This is a genomic window from Flavobacterium buctense, assembly GCF_014486695.1.
GTDB classification, from domain to species: domain Bacteria; phylum Bacteroidota; class Bacteroidia; order Flavobacteriales; family Flavobacteriaceae; genus Flavobacterium; species Flavobacterium buctense.
In genome coordinates this window covers 387099-405568 of the sequence record NZ_JACTAB010000002.1, presented here as the reverse complement: position 1 = coordinate 405568, position 18470 = coordinate 387099, and the positions used below count along the sequence as shown (strand labels likewise).

The window sequence follows — 18470 nt, the reverse complement described above, 5'->3', positions numbered from 1 at the left end:
CAACACAGAGTAATTCTTAGTTTCACAGAACCTCAGTGCCTTAGAACCTTAGTACCTCAGAGCCTAAAAAAATGAACTTCCTAGCCCACATATATCTCTCCGGCGACAACGATTTACTCAAAATCGGGAATTTTATGGCGGACAGTATTCGCGGGCATCATTATGAGGATTATCCAACCGAAATTCGAAAGGGAATTCTATTGCATCGTTCCATCGACAGTTTTACCGATATGCATCCGATTTATAGGCAAAGCAAACATAGATTACACGAAAAATACGGCCATTATTCGGGTGTGATTATGGATATTTTCTACGATCATTTTTTGGCCAAAAATTGGAGTAACTATTCTAAGGTTAAATTAGAAGCCTATGCTCAGGATTTTTATCTCTTACTTAAAGATAATTACGAAATCCTAACCGAAAGAGCCAAAGGCATGATGCCTTATATGATTGGTCGAAATTGGTTGGTGAGTTATGCTACGATTGAAGGTTTGCAAATGATTATGTTCCAAATGGATTATCGCACCAAGCATCGCGTTGCCATGGACGAATCCATCGTTGAATTGAAACAATTTTACACCGAATTTGAAAACGAATTCACTCTGTTTTTTGAGGAACTGCAACAACATTGTCAAGATAAATTAACCACTTTATGAAAAAGAGTTTCTTCGCTTTTTTACTGATTTCAAACTTCATTTTCGCCCAATCAAAAGGATTAATTGCCGAAAAAGCAATGGTAGTTTCAGCTCGTGAAGAAGCTTCACAAATTGGTATTGACATCATCAAAAAAGGCGGTAATGCTTTTGATGCTATGATTGCAACGCAATTGGCGTTAGCAGTAGCTTATCCTTATGCGGGGAATATTTCCGGTGGCGGATTTATGGTGTATCGCAAAGCGAATGGGGAAATAGGTTCATTAGATTTTCGCGAAAAAGCTCCGGCCAAAGCAACCAAAAACATGTACCAAGACCCAAATGGCAATGTCATTCCGAATCTAAGTACAGATGGCGCATTATGCGTTGGCATTCCCGGAAGTGTCGCCGGAATATTTGAAGTCCATAAAAAATTTGGCAAACTACCGCTAAAAGATTTGTTCGAACCTTCAATCGCTTTAGCCCAAAAAGGGATTATTGTGACGGCAAAAGAAAAAGAAAAACTAGACGAAAACAGAGCAATTATCGTAAAAATTAGCGGTGATAAGACTTTGTACAATAAGACTTTTAACGTTGGTGACACCATCAAATATTTGGCCTTAGCTAACACTTTGGAACAAATTCTAAAAAAAGGTCGCAACGAATTCTACAAAGGCAAAACGGCCCAAAAACTAGTGGATTTTATCCAAGAAAAAGGCGGTATTATTTCGATGAAAGATATGGCCGAATACCAAGTAGTTTGGCGCAAACCGATTTCATTTCAACACAAAGATTTGACCATAATTTCGATGGCGCCACCAAGTAGCGGCGGGATTACTTTGGCCCAAATTCTGAAAATGATTGAGCCTTATCCTTTGAATGCCTTTGGACACAATTCAGAAAAATACATCCAAGTTATAACCGAAGCCGAACGCAGAGCTTATGCTGATAGAAATTATTTTCTGGGCGACCCGGATTTTGTCAAAATTCCTCAGAAAGCACTATGGAATGATAAGTATCTTAAAGACCGAATGAGCACTTTCACTTTTGACCAAGCCACAAAATCTGCAGAGGTAAGTCATGGTGAAGTTTCAGTATACGAAAGCGACGAAACTACACATTACTCAATTGTTGATTCAGAAGGAAATGCCGTTTCAGTTACTACAACTATCAATGGTGCTTATGGTTCGAAGCTGTTTTGTGACGAATTGGGTTTCTTTTTAAACAATGAAATGGACGACTTTTCTTCTAAACCGGGTGTTCCGAATTCTTATGGTTTAGTGGGTGCCGAAGCCAACAGCATTGCGCCGCGAAAAAGAATGCTAAGTTCCATGACGCCAACCATAGTCGAAAAAAACGGCAAACTCTTTATGTTGTTGGGTTCACCCGGCGGTTCAATGATTATTACTTCGGTTTTGCAAACAATTTTGAATGTAACTGAATTCAACATGAACATTCAAGAAGCCGTAAATGCACCCAGATTCCACCACCAATGGCTGCCTGACGAAATTCAGTTTGAGCCTCAAAAGTTTGATCAATTATTATTAGAAACACTGGCCAAGAAAGGCTACAAAATCAACGAAAAAGTCGCTCCGGTGATTGGTAAAGTAGATGCCATTTTAGTTTTACCCGATGGAAAACTCGAAGGTGGTGCCGATTTCAGAGGCGATGATAAAGCGGTTGGTTTTTAAAATTTAGAATACTATCTTAGCCTTTCAAAGTTTGAGATAATGCCGTCGAACAAAGCTTCCTTTTTTAAAATTGTTTTCAGAAGTATTTTCAGAAGAGCCGAAAACTTGGTTTTCCTTTTGAAAGACAAACTCAGCGAAAGAAACTTTATCTATTTTGCTTGCGTTGCTGTGGCGATTACTTGTTCGTTTGCCGTAATTATCCTAAAGAGTTTTGCCCATAACATTTTCCTTTGGGCCAATAATATCAATGGTTTCCTAAAACTTCCTTACATCAACAGTTTGCTGCCGATTGCCGGAATTTTGCTAACCGTATTTGTAGTTCGCAATTTTCTAAACAATCAAATCGAAAAAGGCAGTTCTAAAGTATTGTATGCCGTAGCCAAAAAAGGCGGCATCATGCCGAAAAAGCAAATGTATGCACAAATCGTAACCAGCTCGTTAACCATTGGCCTCGGTGGTTCTGCCGGTTTGGAAAGCCCGATTGTGATTACCGGCGCGGCTTTTGGTTCCAACTTCGCGCAGAAATACCATTTGTCCCAAAAAGACCGAATTCTACTCTTGGCTTGTGGTGTCGCAGCCGGAATTGGAGCAGCGTTCAACGCGCCGATTGCCGGAGTTTTATTTGCCATAGAAGTTGTTTTGACGGATATTTCCATCTCGGCTTTTATCCCGATTATCATTTCGGCAGCGACCGGTGCGTTGATTTCAACTATCACTTTGAGCGACGATGTAATCTTGAATTTCCAGCAAACACTCAGATTTGATTACCACAATACACCTTATTATATTTTACTCGGAATCTTAGCCGGATTGACCTCAGTATATCACGCCCGGAATTTTCAAAAAGTAGAAAAGTTTTTCGGCAGCTTTAAAAACAAAGGGTACCGAAGAGCTTTTATCGGTGCTTTTTTATTAGCGGTTTTGATTTTCTTTTTCCCAACGCTTTTTGGAGAAGGTTATGAAAGTATCAAAACCTTAGCGTCTAATAACCCCGGACTTTTATTAGACAATACCATGCTCGAACGTTTTAAAAGCGAATGGGTTTTGTTGGCCTTTGTTGGTGTTACTATGTTGTTAAAAGCTTTCGCAACCGGATTAACTTTAGGCAGTGGAGGAAACGGCGGCAACTTTGCGCCTTCACTTTTTGTAGGTTCGTATTTAGGTTATTTTGTAGCCAAATCAATCAATCTGCTCAACTTCACGCATCATTTACCGATAGCCAATTTTACGATTGTTGGTATGGCCGGAATTCTGAGTGGTTTATTTCACGCGCCGTTAACTGCTATTTTCCTTATTGTGGAAATTACCGGCGGTTACGATTTGATGGTACCTTTGATGATAGTGTCTTCGGTGAGTTTTGCCGTTTCCAAACAGTTTGAAAAACATTCTATGGATGTCAAAAGTTTGGCCGATAAAGGCGAAGTTTTCACTAGTGATAAAGATAAGAACATCTTGCAAAGCATTAATTTTTACAATTTGGTACAACAAAATTATAAAACGCTGACACTTCAGGATTCGCCGGCAAAAGTGGTGGAGATTTTTGCTACTTCGGAACAAAAAATAATTCCGATTGTTGATGAACACAAATCTTTAATTGGCATAGTCGATTTTGAAGAAGTAAGGGCTTTTATTTTCAATCCGAATCACGTCAAATTTATGACGATGTCAGAAATCATAAGCCAACCCAAGGAGTTAATCTTATTTGAGGACAAACCCGAGAAAATCATGAAGCTGTTTGAAACCTCCAAAGCCACGATTTTACCGGTTATCTATAAAGGAAAATACTTTGGTTTCCTCTCTAAAATTGACGTCCTTGAAAGCTATCGTCATCGTTTGAAAGAGATGATTATTGAGTAATCTTTTTTAACAATAACTTCTCAACCGTCTATTCAAAAATTGCAACCAAAACACTACCTTTGCGTTTTGCCCAATTGCTATGCTTGAAACAGAAAATACTATTGAAGTTCTCGGCGCTCGAGTACACAATCTAAAGAATATTGATATCAACATTCCTCGCGAAAAACTGGTTGTAATCACCGGTCTTTCGGGTTCGGGGAAATCGTCTTTGGCTTTCGACACCATTTATGCCGAAGGACAACGCCGTTATATCGAAACTTTTTCGGCTTATGCTCGCCAATTCCTTGGTGGATTAGAACGTCCTGATGTAGACAAAATCGACGGATTGTCTCCCGTAATTGCTATTGAACAAAAAACGACGAGTAAAAGTCCGCGATCGACTGTTGGAACTATTACTGAAATATACGATTTCCTGCGTTTACTCTATGCTCGTGGTGGCGAAGCGTATAGTTATGTCACGGGTGAAAAAATGGTTTCGTATTCCGATGAGCAAATCAAAGACTTGATTATTCAAAACTTTACCGGAAAACGCATCAATATTTTGGCTCCGATTATCCGCGCCAGAAAAGGGCATTACGCCGAATTGTTCCAACAAATCACCAAACAAGGTTTTCTGAAAGTCAGAGTAAACGGTGAAGTACAAGATTTGCTTCCCGGCATGAAACTCGACCGTTACAAAACCCACGATATCGAAATTGTCATCGACCGAATGGTGATTGAGAATAACGAGGATAACGAAAAACGCCTGGCCGAAAGCATCAAAACCGCCATGTATCACGGCGAAAATGTGTTGATGATTTTGGACCAAGACACGAATGAAGTTAGATATTTCAGTCGGAATTTGATGTGTCCGACTTCCGGAATATCCTATCAAAATCCGGAGCCGAATTTATTTTCATTTAACTCTCCAAAAGGTGCGTGCGAAGAATGTAAAGGCTTGGGAACCGTACATGAAATCAACCTAAAAAAAGTCATTCCGAATCCGAAATTGTCTATCAAAAATGGCGGTTTTGCTCCGTTGGGTGAATACAAATCGTCATGGATTTTCAAACAATTGGAAATCATCGGAGAGAAATTTGGCTTTAGCCTAGCTGATACTATCGAAAGTATTCCGGAAGAAGCGATGCAAATCATTTTACAAGGCGGAAAGGAAAAATTTACGGTAGAATCCAAAACTTTGGGCATCACTAAAGAGTACAAAATAGAGTTCGAAGGCATTTCGCATTTCATCAAAAACCAATACGACGAAAGCAATTCCACGTCAATAAAACGTTGGGCTAAAGAATTCATGGACGAAATCACCTGTCCGGAATGTCACGGTTCGCGCTTGAAAAAAGAAGCGATGTATTTCCGAATTCACGAAAAAAACATCTTCGATTTATCCACGATGGATATTTCGGATTTATCGGCTTGGTTTGAGGATTTAGACCAACATCTTTCTGAAAAACAAACTATCATTGCCTCAGAAATCGTCAAAGAAATCAAAGACCGTTTGCGCTTTTTAGTGAATGTGGGTTTGAATTATTTATCCATCAATCGCAGTTCTAAATCGCTTTCCGGCGGTGAAGCACAACGTATTCGTTTGGCCACACAAATTGGTTCACAACTCGTAGGCGTCTTGTATATTCTGGACGAACCCAGTATCGGTTTGCACCAAAGAGACAACGAAAAACTGATTCATTCTTTGGAACAATTAAGAGACATCGGAAATTCGGTTTTGGTGGTTGAACACGACAAAGACATGATAGAACGCGCTGATTACGTGATTGATATCGGACCTAAAGCCGGAAAATTTGGTGGTGAAATCATCAGCAAAGGCACGCCGAAAGAACTACTCAACGAACACACCATTACGGCGATGTATTTGAATGGCGAAATGAAAATTGAAGTACCCAAAAAACGCCGTCAAGGCAATGGTAAATTCATGAAACTAACAGGCGCAACGGGAAATAATTTAAAAAATGTTTCTATCGAATTGCCGTTAGGAAAACTGATTTGCGTGACCGGAGTTTCGGGTAGTGGAAAATCGACTTTGATTAATGAAACGCTCTATCCTATTTTGAATGAGTATTATTTCAACGGCGTCAAAAAACCGCAACCTTATAAAAAAATCGAAGGTTTAGAACATATCGACAAAGTGATTGATATCGATCAAAGTCCGATTGGAAGAACGCCTCGTTCCAATCCGGCGACTTATACCGATGTGTTTTCGGAAATCAGGAGTTTGTATACCCAAGTTCCGGAAGCGATGATTCGTGGTTACAAAGCCGGACGTTTTAGCTTCAATGTTTCGGGCGGAAGATGTGAAACCTGTGAAGGTTCGGGTGTTCGAACCATCGAAATGAGTTTCTTACCGGATGTGTATGTAGAATGTGAAACTTGTCAAGGAAAACGATTCAATCGAGAAACCTTAGAAATAAGATACAAAGGCAAATCCATTTCAGATGTGTTGAACATGACCGTGGATGAAGCGGTGGATTTCTTTGAAAACATTCCGAAAATTTACAGAAAAGTCAAAACCATACAAGATGTCGGGTTGGGCTACATCACTTTGGGACAACAAAGCACCACGCTTTCGGGCGGTGAAGCGCAACGCATCAAATTGGCGACAGAATTATCCAAAAAAGACACCGGAAACACGTTTTACATCATGGACGAACCCACAACCGGTTTGCATTTTGAGGACATTCGCGTATTGATGGATGTGATTAACAAATTGGTCGACAAAGGCAACACGATTTTGATCATCGAGCACAATATGGACGTCATCAAATTGGCGGATCACATCATTGACGTTGGACCTGAAGGCGGAAAAGGCGGTGGCCAAATTCTGTGTGTCGGAACTCCGGAAGAGATTATTAAAAATAAGAAAAGCTACACCGCGCAGTTTTTGAAAAAAGAATTACTTTAGCACGTTTGCTTAAAAAAAATTATACTAAAAGATGAGAGACGATTTTCAAAATGAAGACGATAAAATTCAGGAAAAACTAAAACAAAAAACCTGGAATGAGATAAGAACCAACGACTCTTGGGCGATTTTTAAAATCATGTCGGAGTTTGTTAACGGCTACGAAAGCATGGCGCGAATTGGGCCGTGTGTTTCTATTTTTGGGTCAGCCAGAACTAAACCAAACGACCGTTATTATTTATTGGCTGAAAAAATTGCTTATAAAATCAGTAAAGCCGGATATGGTGTCATCACCGGTGGCGGACCGGGCATCATGGAAGCCGGTAACAAAGGTGCGCACAATGGTGGTGGAACTTCGGTAGGATTGAACATCGAATTGCCTTTTGAACAGCATTTTAATCCTTATATCGACAAGGATAAAAACCTAAATTTCGACTATTTCTTTGTGCGCAAAGTCATGTTTGTCAAGTATTCCCAAGGTTTTGTGGTAATGCCGGGCGGATTCGGAACTTTAGACGAATTGTTTGAAGCGATGACGTTAATACAAACCAAGAAAATCGGTAAATTCCCGATTATTTTAGTCGGAACCGAATTTTGGTCAGGCCTATTAGACTGGGTAAAAACCGTAATGATTGACAAAGAAAAAACAGTTAGTCCGGAAGACATGAACTTGATAAAAGTGGTAGATACTGAAGATGAAGTGGTAGAAGCTTTGGATAATTTCTACAAAAAATACAATTTGAGTCCGAACTTTTAAAAGATCCATATCGTTTTCTATTAAATTCAATGTGTAAGATAGCTTTTAAAACCAAGTCAAAATATTGAAAAAACTAACCTACATATTGTTGTTTTTTAGCAGTGTTGCTTTGGCCCAACACCATACTAAAATGGTGGTGGAAGTCAACAGCGAAACCAAAATACTCCATGTAATTCAAGAACTGACTTTTCACAACCAATCCAACGATACGCTGAGTTTTATCGTTTTGAACGATTGGAACAATGCGTATCGGGATAAAAATACGCCTTTGGCAGAGCGTTTTTCAGATGAGTTTGTGCGCAATTTTCATTTGGCCCAAGACAAAGAACGAGGGCAAACGGACAACATTACCATCATCGACGCCAACCAATCGATGTTGACTTGGGAAAGAGACGACAAGTATCCGGATTTGATTCAGATTCGCTTGCGTGAAAAGTTGTTGCCGAATCAAAAAGCGACTTTGAAACTGACTTATTTTGTCAAAATTCCGAGTGATAAATTTACGTCATATGGCTATGGCGACAACGGAAAAATGACTCTCAAAAACTGTTTCTTGATTCCGGCGCGCTACGAAAGTATCGCCTTTGTCAAATACAGTAATTTGAACTTAGACGATGCGGCTAATGCCCCTTCGGATTATGATTTAGACATTAGAATTCCGTTAAATCTTGCCGTGAATTCCGATTTGAATGAAGTTCAAAAAGAAGCTAAAAACAGCCAAAACCAATACCAATTTTCGGGTAAAAACCGACTGAATCTGAATTTGTTTATTGCTATTCCTAAAGAATATTCGGTATTTAAAAACAACCAAGTGGAAGTTATTTCCAACCTGCGTGACAATCGCCTAACTGATATTCAACGAGCCATTGTCATTGACAAAATTGTCAATTATGTCAATGAAAATCTAGGCCAATATCCACACGAAAAAATCACGGTTACGCAAGCCGATTACGATAGAAATCCGTTTTATGGTTTGAACCAATTGCCTAATTTCATCAGTCCGTTTCCGGATGAATTTATGTACGAAATTAAGTTTCTGAAAACTTATCTCGACAATTATTTGCACAACGCTTTACAACTCGATCCTAGAAAAGACAGCTGGATTATTAACGGAATTCAAGTCTACACCATGATGAAATACATAGACGAATTTCATCCCGAAAGTAAAATGATGGGCAATGTAGCGAAGCTGAGAATTTTGCGTGCCTACAACTTAGTAAGCCTTGATTTCAATGGGCAATACAGTTATTTTTATATGCTCATGGCACGTAAGAATCTCGACCAACCGTTGGGCGCACCCAAAAACACTTTAATCAAATTCAACGAAAAAATTGCTTCAAAATACCGCGCCGGTTTGAGTTTGAAATACCTCGACAGCTATCTTGAAAATAAAGTAGTGCAAACCAGCATCCGACAATTTATCGACTTAAATAGAAAACAGCAAACCAATCGCAATGACTTTGAGTTGTTACTGACCAAAAATTCACCCAAAGACATTACATGGTTTTTTGACAAAATCATCAACTCGCGTGACATCATCGATTTTAAATTTGACAAAGTCACTAAAACCAAAGATAGCATCCGTTTTTCGTTGAAGAATAAAACCGATACCCATGTGCCGATTCCGGTTTATGGCGTTAAAGACAAAAATGTAGTCTTCAAAAAATGGATTGACACGTTCCCAAAAGATAGTGTTTTTACCGTTCCGAGAAATGACGCGGAGAAAATTGTCATCAATTATAAAAACGAAGTACCCGAATTCAATTTGAGAAACAACTGGCAGTCGCTTAAAGAATTTCGACTAAACAGCCGACCAATCAAATTCATTTTCTTTAAAGATTTAGAAGACCCTTATTACAACCAAGTCGTTTTCATTCCAACTTTAGAATACAATTTATACGATGGTTTATTACCCGGCATTCGTTTTCACAACAAAACCATTTTGGACAAACCATTCAATTTCGATGTGAACCCAACGATTTCCACCAAAACGCAAAGCCTTTCGGGCAAAGCCAATTTTATGGTCAACCAATTCAACCGCGACAGTAATTTGTACAGTATTCGGTACCAATTGAACGGCCATTATTTGCATTATGCACCCGATGCTTATTACACCAAAATCAATCCGATGGTCTATTTGCGTTTCCGTCCTGATGATTTCAGAGACAACAAAAAGGAAATGATTGTCTTTAAATACATCATGATTGATCGTGAAAAATCGGCGTTTACGGTGGATGAGAATACCGAAAATTACAAAGTGTTCAATGCCAAATACTACAACGGCAAAACCGAAGTGACCAAGCATTATAATTTCTTAGGCGATTTACAATTGTCGAGTTCGTTTGGTAAATTATCCGGAGAATTGCAATACCGAAAGTTGTTTAATGACAAACGACAAATCAATGTGCGCTGGTTTGCCGGAACTTTTTTATACAACAATAATACCTCTACCTATTTCGATTTTGGCTTAGATCGCCCAACCGATTATTTGTTCGAGCACGATTATTTAGGTCGTTCCGAAACCACCGGTTTGTTCAGCCAACAGTCGATTATTTCGGATGGATTCTTTAAATCGATGTTGGAAACCAGAACCGCTAACCAATGGATGACGACTATAAACGCCAGCGCTAACATTTGGAATTGGGTTGAACTCTATGGTGATATCGGAATGATTAAGAATAAAAATAAAGCCGAGCAATTCGTATACGACAGTGGCGTTCGCCTAAATTTAGTCACCGATTATTTCGAATTATACTTTCCGGTGTATTCCAACAACGGCTGGGAAATAGCCGAAAAAAACTACGGAGAAAGAATACGTTTCATAGTCACTTTCAACCCGGATACGCTTATTGGTCTTTTCACCAGAAAATGGTTTTAGACACGGTTGAAATCGTTTAAATATTACACATTTCTTCACAATATTTAAATATCATTGAAAATTTCTCAGTCAAGTCTATTTTTTAAGGTTTAAAATTATTGATACTGAAATTAGTTTTTTTCAACAGTATGGTGGAAATTACTTCTTTTTATTTAAATTTGTTTTCTCAAGAAACAATTCCACACATGACTGAAGCACAAACCAAGACCGAAATTACCTTCGAAGATTTCAAAGCAGAAGTACTGAACGATTACCGAATTGCCAAAATAAGCCGCGAATGCAGCTTACTCGGAAGAAAGGAAGTATTGACCGGAAAAGCCAAATTCGGGATTTTCGGTGACGGAAAAGAAGTACCGCAATTGGCTTTGGCGAAAGCCTTCCAAAAAGGTGATTTCCGTTCGGGGTATTATCGTGACCAAACTTTTATGATGGCAATTGGACAACTTTCAATCCAACAGTTTTTCGCCGGTTTGTATGGTCACACCGATTTAGCGCATGACCCAATGAGTGCCGGACGTCAAATGGGCGGACACTTTGCCACACATTCGTTAGACGAAAACGGGAATTGGAACAACTTGACCCAGCAAAAAAATTCGAGTGCTGATATCTCTCCTACTGCCGGACAAATGCCGCGTTTGTTAGGATTGGCACAAGCCTCCAAAATATACAGAAACGTTCGTGGTTTAGAAGAGTTAACCAAGTTCTCTAACGCCGGAAACGAAGTGGCTTGGGGAACCATAGGGAACGCTTCGACTTCGGAAGGTTTGTTTTTTGAAACCATCAACGCTGCCGGTGTTTTACAAGTGCCGATGGTGATGAGTGTTTGGGATGACGAATACGGAATTTCGGTTCACGCGCGTTACCAAACCACCAAAGAAAACATTTCTGAAATCTTAAAAGGATTCCAACGCGACGAAGAAAACAACGGTTACGAAATCGTGACCGTAAAGGGTTGGGATTACCCGACTTTGGTAGAAACCTATCAAAAAGCAGGCGCGATTGCCCGTGAGCAACACGTTCCGGTTTTGATTCACGTTAACGAATTGACGCAGCCGCAAGGTCACTCGACTTCGGGTTCACACGAGCGTTACAAAAATGCCGAGCGTTTGGCTTGGGAAGCAGAATTCGATTGCTTGGCGCAAATGCGTACTTGGTTAGTCGATAACAATTTGGCCACGACCGAAGAATTAGAAGCCATTGATGAAGCTGCCAAAAAAGAAGTTTTGGAAGGCAAAAAAGCCGCTTGGACTGCTTTTGTTTCGCCTATGAAAGAAGAGCAACAAGAATTGGTTTCGTTATTAAATTCAATTGCTGAGACGAGTTCAAATAAAGTTTTTATTGAAAAATACGCTTCAGAATTAGCATCAATAAAAGAACCTATCCGCAAAGATATTATCACTACGGCACGTAAAGTTTTACGTTTGGTAGTCAAAGAAAGTGGACAATCCCAATTGGCGACTTGGATAACGAATTACACCAATAAAATACAACCTAAATTCAGTTCGCACCTATTCTCACAATCCGATAAAACGGTTTTGGGCGCGACAACTGTTGCCCCAACTTATGATGAATCAGCGGAAGAAGTGGATGCCCGATTAGTATTGCGCGACAATTTTGATGCGATTTTTAATAAATACCCTGAGTCTTTAATCTTTGGTGAAGATGCCGGAAATATTGGAGACGTCAACCAAGGCTTGGAAGGCATGCAGGAAAAATACGGAGAACTTCGCGTGGCCGATGCCGGAATTCGTGAAGCTACGATACTCGGACAAGGAATAGGAATGGCGATGCGTGGCTTACGCCCAATTGCCGAAATCCAATATTTAGATTATTTGTTGTATGCCATCCAAATCATGAGCGATGACTTAGCAACGTTACAATACAGAACCCAAGGCCGTCAAAAAGCGCCGTTGATTATCAGAACGCGTGGTCACAGACTCGAAGGCATTTGGCACTCAGGCTCACCGATGGGGATGATTATCAATGCCATTCGAGGGATTCACGTTTTGGTTCCGAGAAACATGACCAAAGCGGCAGGTTTCTACAATACTTTGTTGGAAACAGACGAACCGGCCTTAGTAGTAGAATGTTTGAACGGTTACCGTTTGAAAGAAAAAATGCCCACCAACTTGGGCGAATTCAAAACCCCGATTGGCGTGGTAGAGACGATAAAAGAAGGCACCGATATCACCATAGTTTCTTATGGTTCAACGCTAAGAATCATTGAGCAAGCCGCAAAAGAATTATTGGAAGTGGGGATTAATGTTGAAATCATCGACGCACAATCATTGTTGCCGTTTGACGTAAACCACGACTGTGTGAAGAGTATCGCCAAAACCAACCGATTATTGGTGGTTGACGAAGACGTTCCCGGTGGTGCTTCTGCTTACCTACTCCAACAAATTGTAGACGAGCAAAACGGGTACCAACATTTAGACAGCCAACCGCAAACGTTAGCCTCCAAAGCCCACCGACCGGCTTACGGCACCGATGGAGATTATTTCTCTAAACCTTCGGCAGAAGATGTTTTTGAAAAGGTTTATGCCATTATGCACGAAGCGAAACCGGAGGAATATCCGAGTTTGTATTAATATTGAAAAGGAACCTGTTGGTTCCTTTTTTTGTGGATAATAATATACAGAAGCACTTCGATTCCAAAAACTTCGAAACAGTTTGACAGTAATTGAATAACTGAATTTTCGAAAATTTAATTAAGCTTACTTATATAATTTAAAGCAATCTACCATTCTAATGAATAATAAAATATGTAACAATTTTCATATATTAGCGGTAATTATTGTACAGAACTAAAATTAATTTAAAAAAGCATAAAATGTTAGAGGATGAAATTCAATTAAAGAAAAATGAAATTACAACTGACGGATATCCGATGTCTATTGGAGAATTATCAAGTCTATACAAAGAAAATGAATTAGATATACATCCTGAATTTCAGAGATTTTTTCGTTGGACTAATCTTCAAAAGACAAAGCTAATTGAGAGTATATTATTAGGCATTCCAATACCCTCTATTTTTGTATCACAAAGAACAGATGGAGTTTGGGATGTTGTAGATGGACTTCAAAGGTTATCAACTATTTTTGAATTCATGGGTATTTTAAAAAATGAAAAAGGTGAGTCTCTTGAACCAAATACGCTAGTAGCTACAGAATATTTACCATCATTGGAAGGAAAAAAATGGGAAGATGAAAATGTATCCAATTCTTTTACACCTGCACAAAGATTGACTTTTAAGAGAGAAAAACTTGATATAAAGATTGTAAAAAAAGAAAGTGATGAAAATGTCAAATATGAATTGTTCCAAAGATTAAATACCCTTGGTTCCAAATTATCTGATCAAGAGGTTAGAAATTGTTTGCTAGTAATGATTAATAAACCTTTCTATAGATGGTTAAAAGATTTATCACTGAATGAAGATTTTCTGGAAACTCTTTCATTACCTGAAAGAATGATTGAAGAACAATACAATATGGAATTAGCGCTTAGGTTTATAATTTTAAGAAAATTGAATGTTTTGGAAATAAAAACAACTCAAGATTTAGGAGCCTTTATAACTGAAAAAATGATAGAATTTACTAAGTCACCTGAATTTGATTATACTGAAGAGTCCACTATTTTTGAGAGAACATTTAAATATTTAAATAAGGTTAAAGGTGAATTAGCATTTAAACGTTATAATTCTGAAAAATTAAAATTTGAAGGTAAGTTTTTACTTTCTGCCTTTGAAGCAATCGGAATTGGTGTAGGAAGAAACATTGAAACAATTGAGTCTAAAACAGCCGAAGTTTTTGAAGAAAAATTAATAGAACTTTGGAAGGATGAAACATTTAAATCAAAAACAGGTAGTGGTGTAAATGTTACCTCTAGAGTACCAGTTATAATACCTTTAGGTGAGTTAAAATTTTCATTTTAAATGTTAAAAATTCGAACAAAAGAACATTACTTTGAATTATTAGAAGAAGATTTTAGCTGGAGAAAAAAGGAATTAACCTTAATAAAACAAAGAATATCTTTAGCTAAAACAAATCATTTATTGAATTCAGAAATGAGGGCAGGAATTTTACTTTTGTATGCTCATTGGGAAGGATTTATTAAAACCTCATGTAACAACTATTTAAACTTTGTAAAATACAAGAGATTAAATTATTCTGAATTACCTGATAACCTTCTTGCTTTATCTTTAAAATCTAAAATTCATGAAATTGAAACAACCGGACAGCATTTAATTCATACAGAATTTATTACCTTTTTTAAAAATGAATTGAATCAAAGGGCAAGTTGGAGTTTAGATAAAGCAATAGATACTAAATCAAATTTAAATTCAGACACTTTGAAAAATATACTTTCAGTTGTTGGAATACCGTATACCGATTTTGAATTAAAAAGTAACTTAATAGATGAACAATTGCTTAAAAACAGAAATACTATAGCTCATGGCAATGGAGATAATTTAGACTTTGACAAAGAAAATTACCTTAGAATTCATCAAGAAATTTTTAATTTATTACAAGTTTTTTATGCTCACCTGACCAACCTTGTTGTATTGGATAAATTTAAAATACCTTAATAAACCAATAACTTCTCAAAAACCAAAATCCCCAAAAACCCTCCCAAAACCAACTTTACAGCATTTCCAAGCCTTCCCAGCCTAAGAACGAGCTTCGGACTCACAAGAAATAGCTTCGGACTCTTAAAAACAATTTTCGGACTTACGAGAACGGTCTTCGGAGGCATATAAACCCACTTCGGACTGCTACAAACGGTCTGCGGAACCCTTTAAATGATTTGCGGAACGGTACGAACAAGCTTCGGAGGATTACAAGAGGGTTGCGGAGTTTAACAGAAGCCCTTCGACAAGCTCAGGAGGACAAATTGTGCAATCAATTGGGTTTTGTTGTGTAAACAAATCTTGATTATCAAACTATAAACAATCAAAATGTACCGTGTCACCCTGAGCTTGTCGAAGGGCAAAACTTCGTACTTCCCACCTCGTACTTTGTACTTCCTAATTATTATCTTTGCTAAAAACAAATACATCATGCAACACATCATCGACCGCTTCATCAGCTACGTCACTATCGATACCGAATCAGACCCGAATTCAACTACAACGCCGAGTACCAAAAAGCAATTCGATTTAGCCAATAAATTGGTTGACGAACTCAAAGCCATTGGCATGACGCAAGTCACGATTGACAAACACGGCTATGTGATGGCGACTTTGGCTTCGAATGTGAAACACAAGGTACCAACAATTGGTTTTGTATCGCACTTTGACACCACACCCGACTTTACCGGAAAAGATGTCAAACCGCAAGTGATTCTGAATTATGACGGTGGCGATATCATTTTGAACAAGGAACAAAACATCGTTCTTTCGCCTAGTTATTTCAAGGATTTATTGCAATACAAAGGACAAACGTTAATCACCACTAACGGTCTGACTTTATTAGGTGCCGATGACAAAGCCGGTATCACCGAAATCATGACCGCGATGGAATACTTAATCCAACATCCGGAAATCCAACACGGGAAAATCAGAGTGTGTTTTACACCTGATGAAGAAATCGGTCGCGGTGCGGATTTGTTTGACGTAAAGAAATTCGGTGCCGACTGGGCGTACACTATGGATGGTAGTCAGATAGGTGAACTGGAATATGAAAACTTCAACGCCGCCGGTGTGAAAATTACCTTTAAAGGGAAATCGGTGCATCCGGGTTATGCCAAAGGAAAAATGATTAACTCGATGTTAATTGCCAATGATTTCATCAACGAATTACCAAAAGGGGAAACACCGCAAGAGACTAAAGGCTACGAAGGATTCTTCCACGTGACGGGTTTAACGGGCAGTATTGAGGAAACCAAATTGGAACTCATCATCCGCGACCATGATATGAAGAAATTCATCAAGCGCAAAGAATTGGTGCACAAAATCACCAAGAAATTCAATAAAGAGTTTAAGAAACAATTTGGCGAAGACATCGTCATCTGCGAAATCAAAGACCAATACTACAACATGAAGGAAAAAGTTGTTCCGGTAATGTTCATTGTAGATTTGGCCGAAAAAGCGATGAAATCTTTAGGCATCAAACCTTTAATCAAACCAATTCGCGGTGGCACTGATGGTTGTCGTTTGTCGTATATGGGATTGCCTTGTCCGAACATCTTTGCTGGTGGTCACAACTTCCACGGCAAGTATGAATACGTTCCGGTGGAAAGCATGCAAAAAGCGGTAGAAGTGATTGTAAAGATTGCGGAATTGACGGCTACGACTGATTTTACGAAGCAAGAAGCAAGAAGCAAGAAGCAAGAAAAAAAAGAAAAGAAGACTAAGAAGAAATAATATGGAAAGAAAAGTTTCCTTTTTGACTTTCTATGAGTTGTTAAAAGAAAAAAAAATAGTTTATAGTTTGGCCAAAGTCTTTTTAATGATTGGCTTTTTTATGTTTTTGATGTTCAGCTTCATCAACTATGTTGTGACTGATGACTATGAAGACTATGATACCGAAGAAATTCTAGACAAAGGAAAAGCCGTAAAAGCAGAAGTTATCTATCTTAAAGAAGTAACCAATGTTACGATTAATAACGACCATCCTGTTGAAATTTATTATAAATACGAAATTAACGGTAAGCAGTTCAATGATACATTTCAAACCTTAGAACTCGAAAAAGTATACGATTTAGAATCCGGGAGCATCATTGATGTGAAGACTTATAAAAACCAATCTGTGATTACGAATATGGAACCTTTTATGTTTTCTGCAAGTTTTGTTTTCTCATTTTTCCCGATAATCTTTTTAACAATCGGATTGTTATTGCTAAGCATTGCTTTGATTCCGGCATTGAAAAAAAACAAGCTATATAAAAACGGTAAAGTAACCGACGCTCATTTTTTAGGTTATAGTGCCGTAGCCGGTTCCCCTTTATCAGATAAACGATTGGTAAATGTAGATTACTATTACTTTTCTAACGGGAACAAAATTTTCGGCAATTCTATTACTGATGATTGGCTATATCTGCCGCAAACCAATAGAGAAGAAATAATCAAAATTTTTGTAAGTCCCGACAATCCAAATCTCTCTTGCTATATCCCAAGAAGAACCGCTATAAAAAACCATTGGAACATCAATTTCGATTAATGAAAGAAGCTAAAAATCCCTGGATAAAAAACGATCAATGGACCGAAGAAATTGGTCGGTTAAGAGAAATTGTTCAAAAAACCGAATTGGTGGAAACCAATAAATGGGGTGGCGAAGTGTATACCATTAACAATAAAAATGTCTTAGGCATTGGCGGTTTTAAAAACTATTTTACACTTTGGTTCTGGAATGGTGTTTTCCTAAAAGATGAAGCTCAGGTTTTGGTCAATGCCAATGAAGGAGTAACGAAAGCTTTGAGACAATGGCGCTTTACTTCAGCTAATGAAATCAATGAGAAACTGATTCTGCAATACATCAACGAAGCCATCGCCAACGAAAAAGCAGGCTTGTCTATCAAACCCGAAAAGAAAGAAGCGATGCAATGTGAGTTCTTTCAGACAGCACTCGATAATGACAAAGCCTTAAAAACCGCTTTGGAGCAACTGACGCCTTTCAAGCAAAAAGAGTATTGGGAATACATGGCAACGGCTAAGCAAGAGAAAACTAAAGTTACTCGCTTGGAGAAAATTGCGCCGATGATTTTGGAGGGTAAAGGATTTAACGATAAATACAGGAAGTAATTACGA

The 18470-nt window shown here is 38.4% G+C and carries 12 protein-coding genes; all 12 read left to right on the top strand.

Features of this window, described 5'->3' with window-relative positions; translation table 11 throughout:
- The first annotated feature begins 71 nt into the window (after nucleotides 1-71).
- Nucleotides 72-656 (top strand): acyl carrier protein phosphodiesterase, encoded by a 585-nt coding sequence (locus ICG50_RS05765; protein WP_187659952.1) that lies wholly within the window; start codon nucleotides 72-74, stop codon nucleotides 654-656.
- Entirely contained in the window at nucleotides 653-2323 is a 1671-nt protein-coding gene (gene ggt, locus ICG50_RS05760; RefSeq protein ID WP_187659951.1) for a gamma-glutamyltransferase, read from the top strand. The genes ICG50_RS05765 and ggt overlap by 4 nt, the downstream gene beginning before the upstream one ends.
- Nucleotides 2324-2362: 39 nt before the next feature.
- Nucleotides 2363-4180 (top strand): chloride channel protein, encoded by a 1818-nt coding sequence (locus ICG50_RS05755; RefSeq protein ID WP_187659950.1) that lies wholly within the window; start codon nucleotides 2363-2365, stop codon nucleotides 4178-4180.
- 79 nt (nucleotides 4181-4259) lie between these two features.
- Nucleotides 4260-7091, top strand: a complete 2832-nt coding sequence (gene uvrA / locus ICG50_RS05750; protein WP_187659949.1) for an excinuclease ABC subunit UvrA — start codon at nucleotides 4260-4262, stop codon at nucleotides 7089-7091.
- A gap of 31 nt (nucleotides 7092-7122) precedes the next feature.
- Entirely contained in the window at nucleotides 7123-7845 is a 723-nt protein-coding gene (locus ICG50_RS05745) for an LOG family protein (protein ID WP_187659948.1), read from the top strand.
- A gap of 130 nt (nucleotides 7846-7975) precedes the next feature.
- Complete coding sequence (locus ICG50_RS05740) at nucleotides 7976-10723, top strand: gluzincin family metallopeptidase (RefSeq protein ID WP_187659977.1); 2748 nt, start codon at nucleotides 7976-7978, stop codon at nucleotides 10721-10723.
- Between the two features lie 185 nt (nucleotides 10724-10908).
- Nucleotides 10909-13314 (top strand): alpha-ketoacid dehydrogenase subunit alpha/beta, encoded by a 2406-nt coding sequence (locus ICG50_RS05735; protein ID WP_187659947.1) that lies wholly within the window; start codon nucleotides 10909-10911, stop codon nucleotides 13312-13314.
- Between the two features lie 242 nt (nucleotides 13315-13556).
- A complete protein-coding gene (locus tag ICG50_RS05730; RefSeq protein ID WP_187659946.1) occupies nucleotides 13557-14657 on the top strand; it encodes a GmrSD restriction endonuclease domain-containing protein in 1101 nt (366 codons plus the stop codon).
- Nucleotides 14658-15311 carry an MAE_28990/MAE_18760 family HEPN-like nuclease gene (locus tag ICG50_RS05725; protein WP_187659945.1) on the top strand — a complete coding sequence of 218 codons (654 nt, stop codon included), beginning with the start codon at nucleotides 14658-14660 and terminating at the stop codon, nucleotides 15309-15311.
- Between the two features lie 471 nt (nucleotides 15312-15782).
- On the top strand, nucleotides 15783-17087 hold the full coding sequence (pepT, locus tag ICG50_RS05720) for a peptidase T (RefSeq protein ID WP_187659944.1): 1305 nt from the start codon (nucleotides 15783-15785) through the stop codon (nucleotides 17085-17087).
- Nucleotide 17088: 1 nt separating this feature from the next.
- A complete protein-coding gene (locus ICG50_RS05715) occupies nucleotides 17089-17883 on the top strand; it encodes a hypothetical protein (RefSeq protein ID WP_187659943.1) in 795 nt (264 codons plus the stop codon).
- Entirely contained in the window at nucleotides 17883-18464 is a 582-nt protein-coding gene (locus ICG50_RS05710; RefSeq protein WP_187659942.1) for a YdeI/OmpD-associated family protein, read from the top strand. The genes ICG50_RS05715 and ICG50_RS05710 overlap by 1 nt, the downstream gene beginning before the upstream one ends.
- Nucleotides 18465-18470 lie beyond the last annotated feature (6 nt).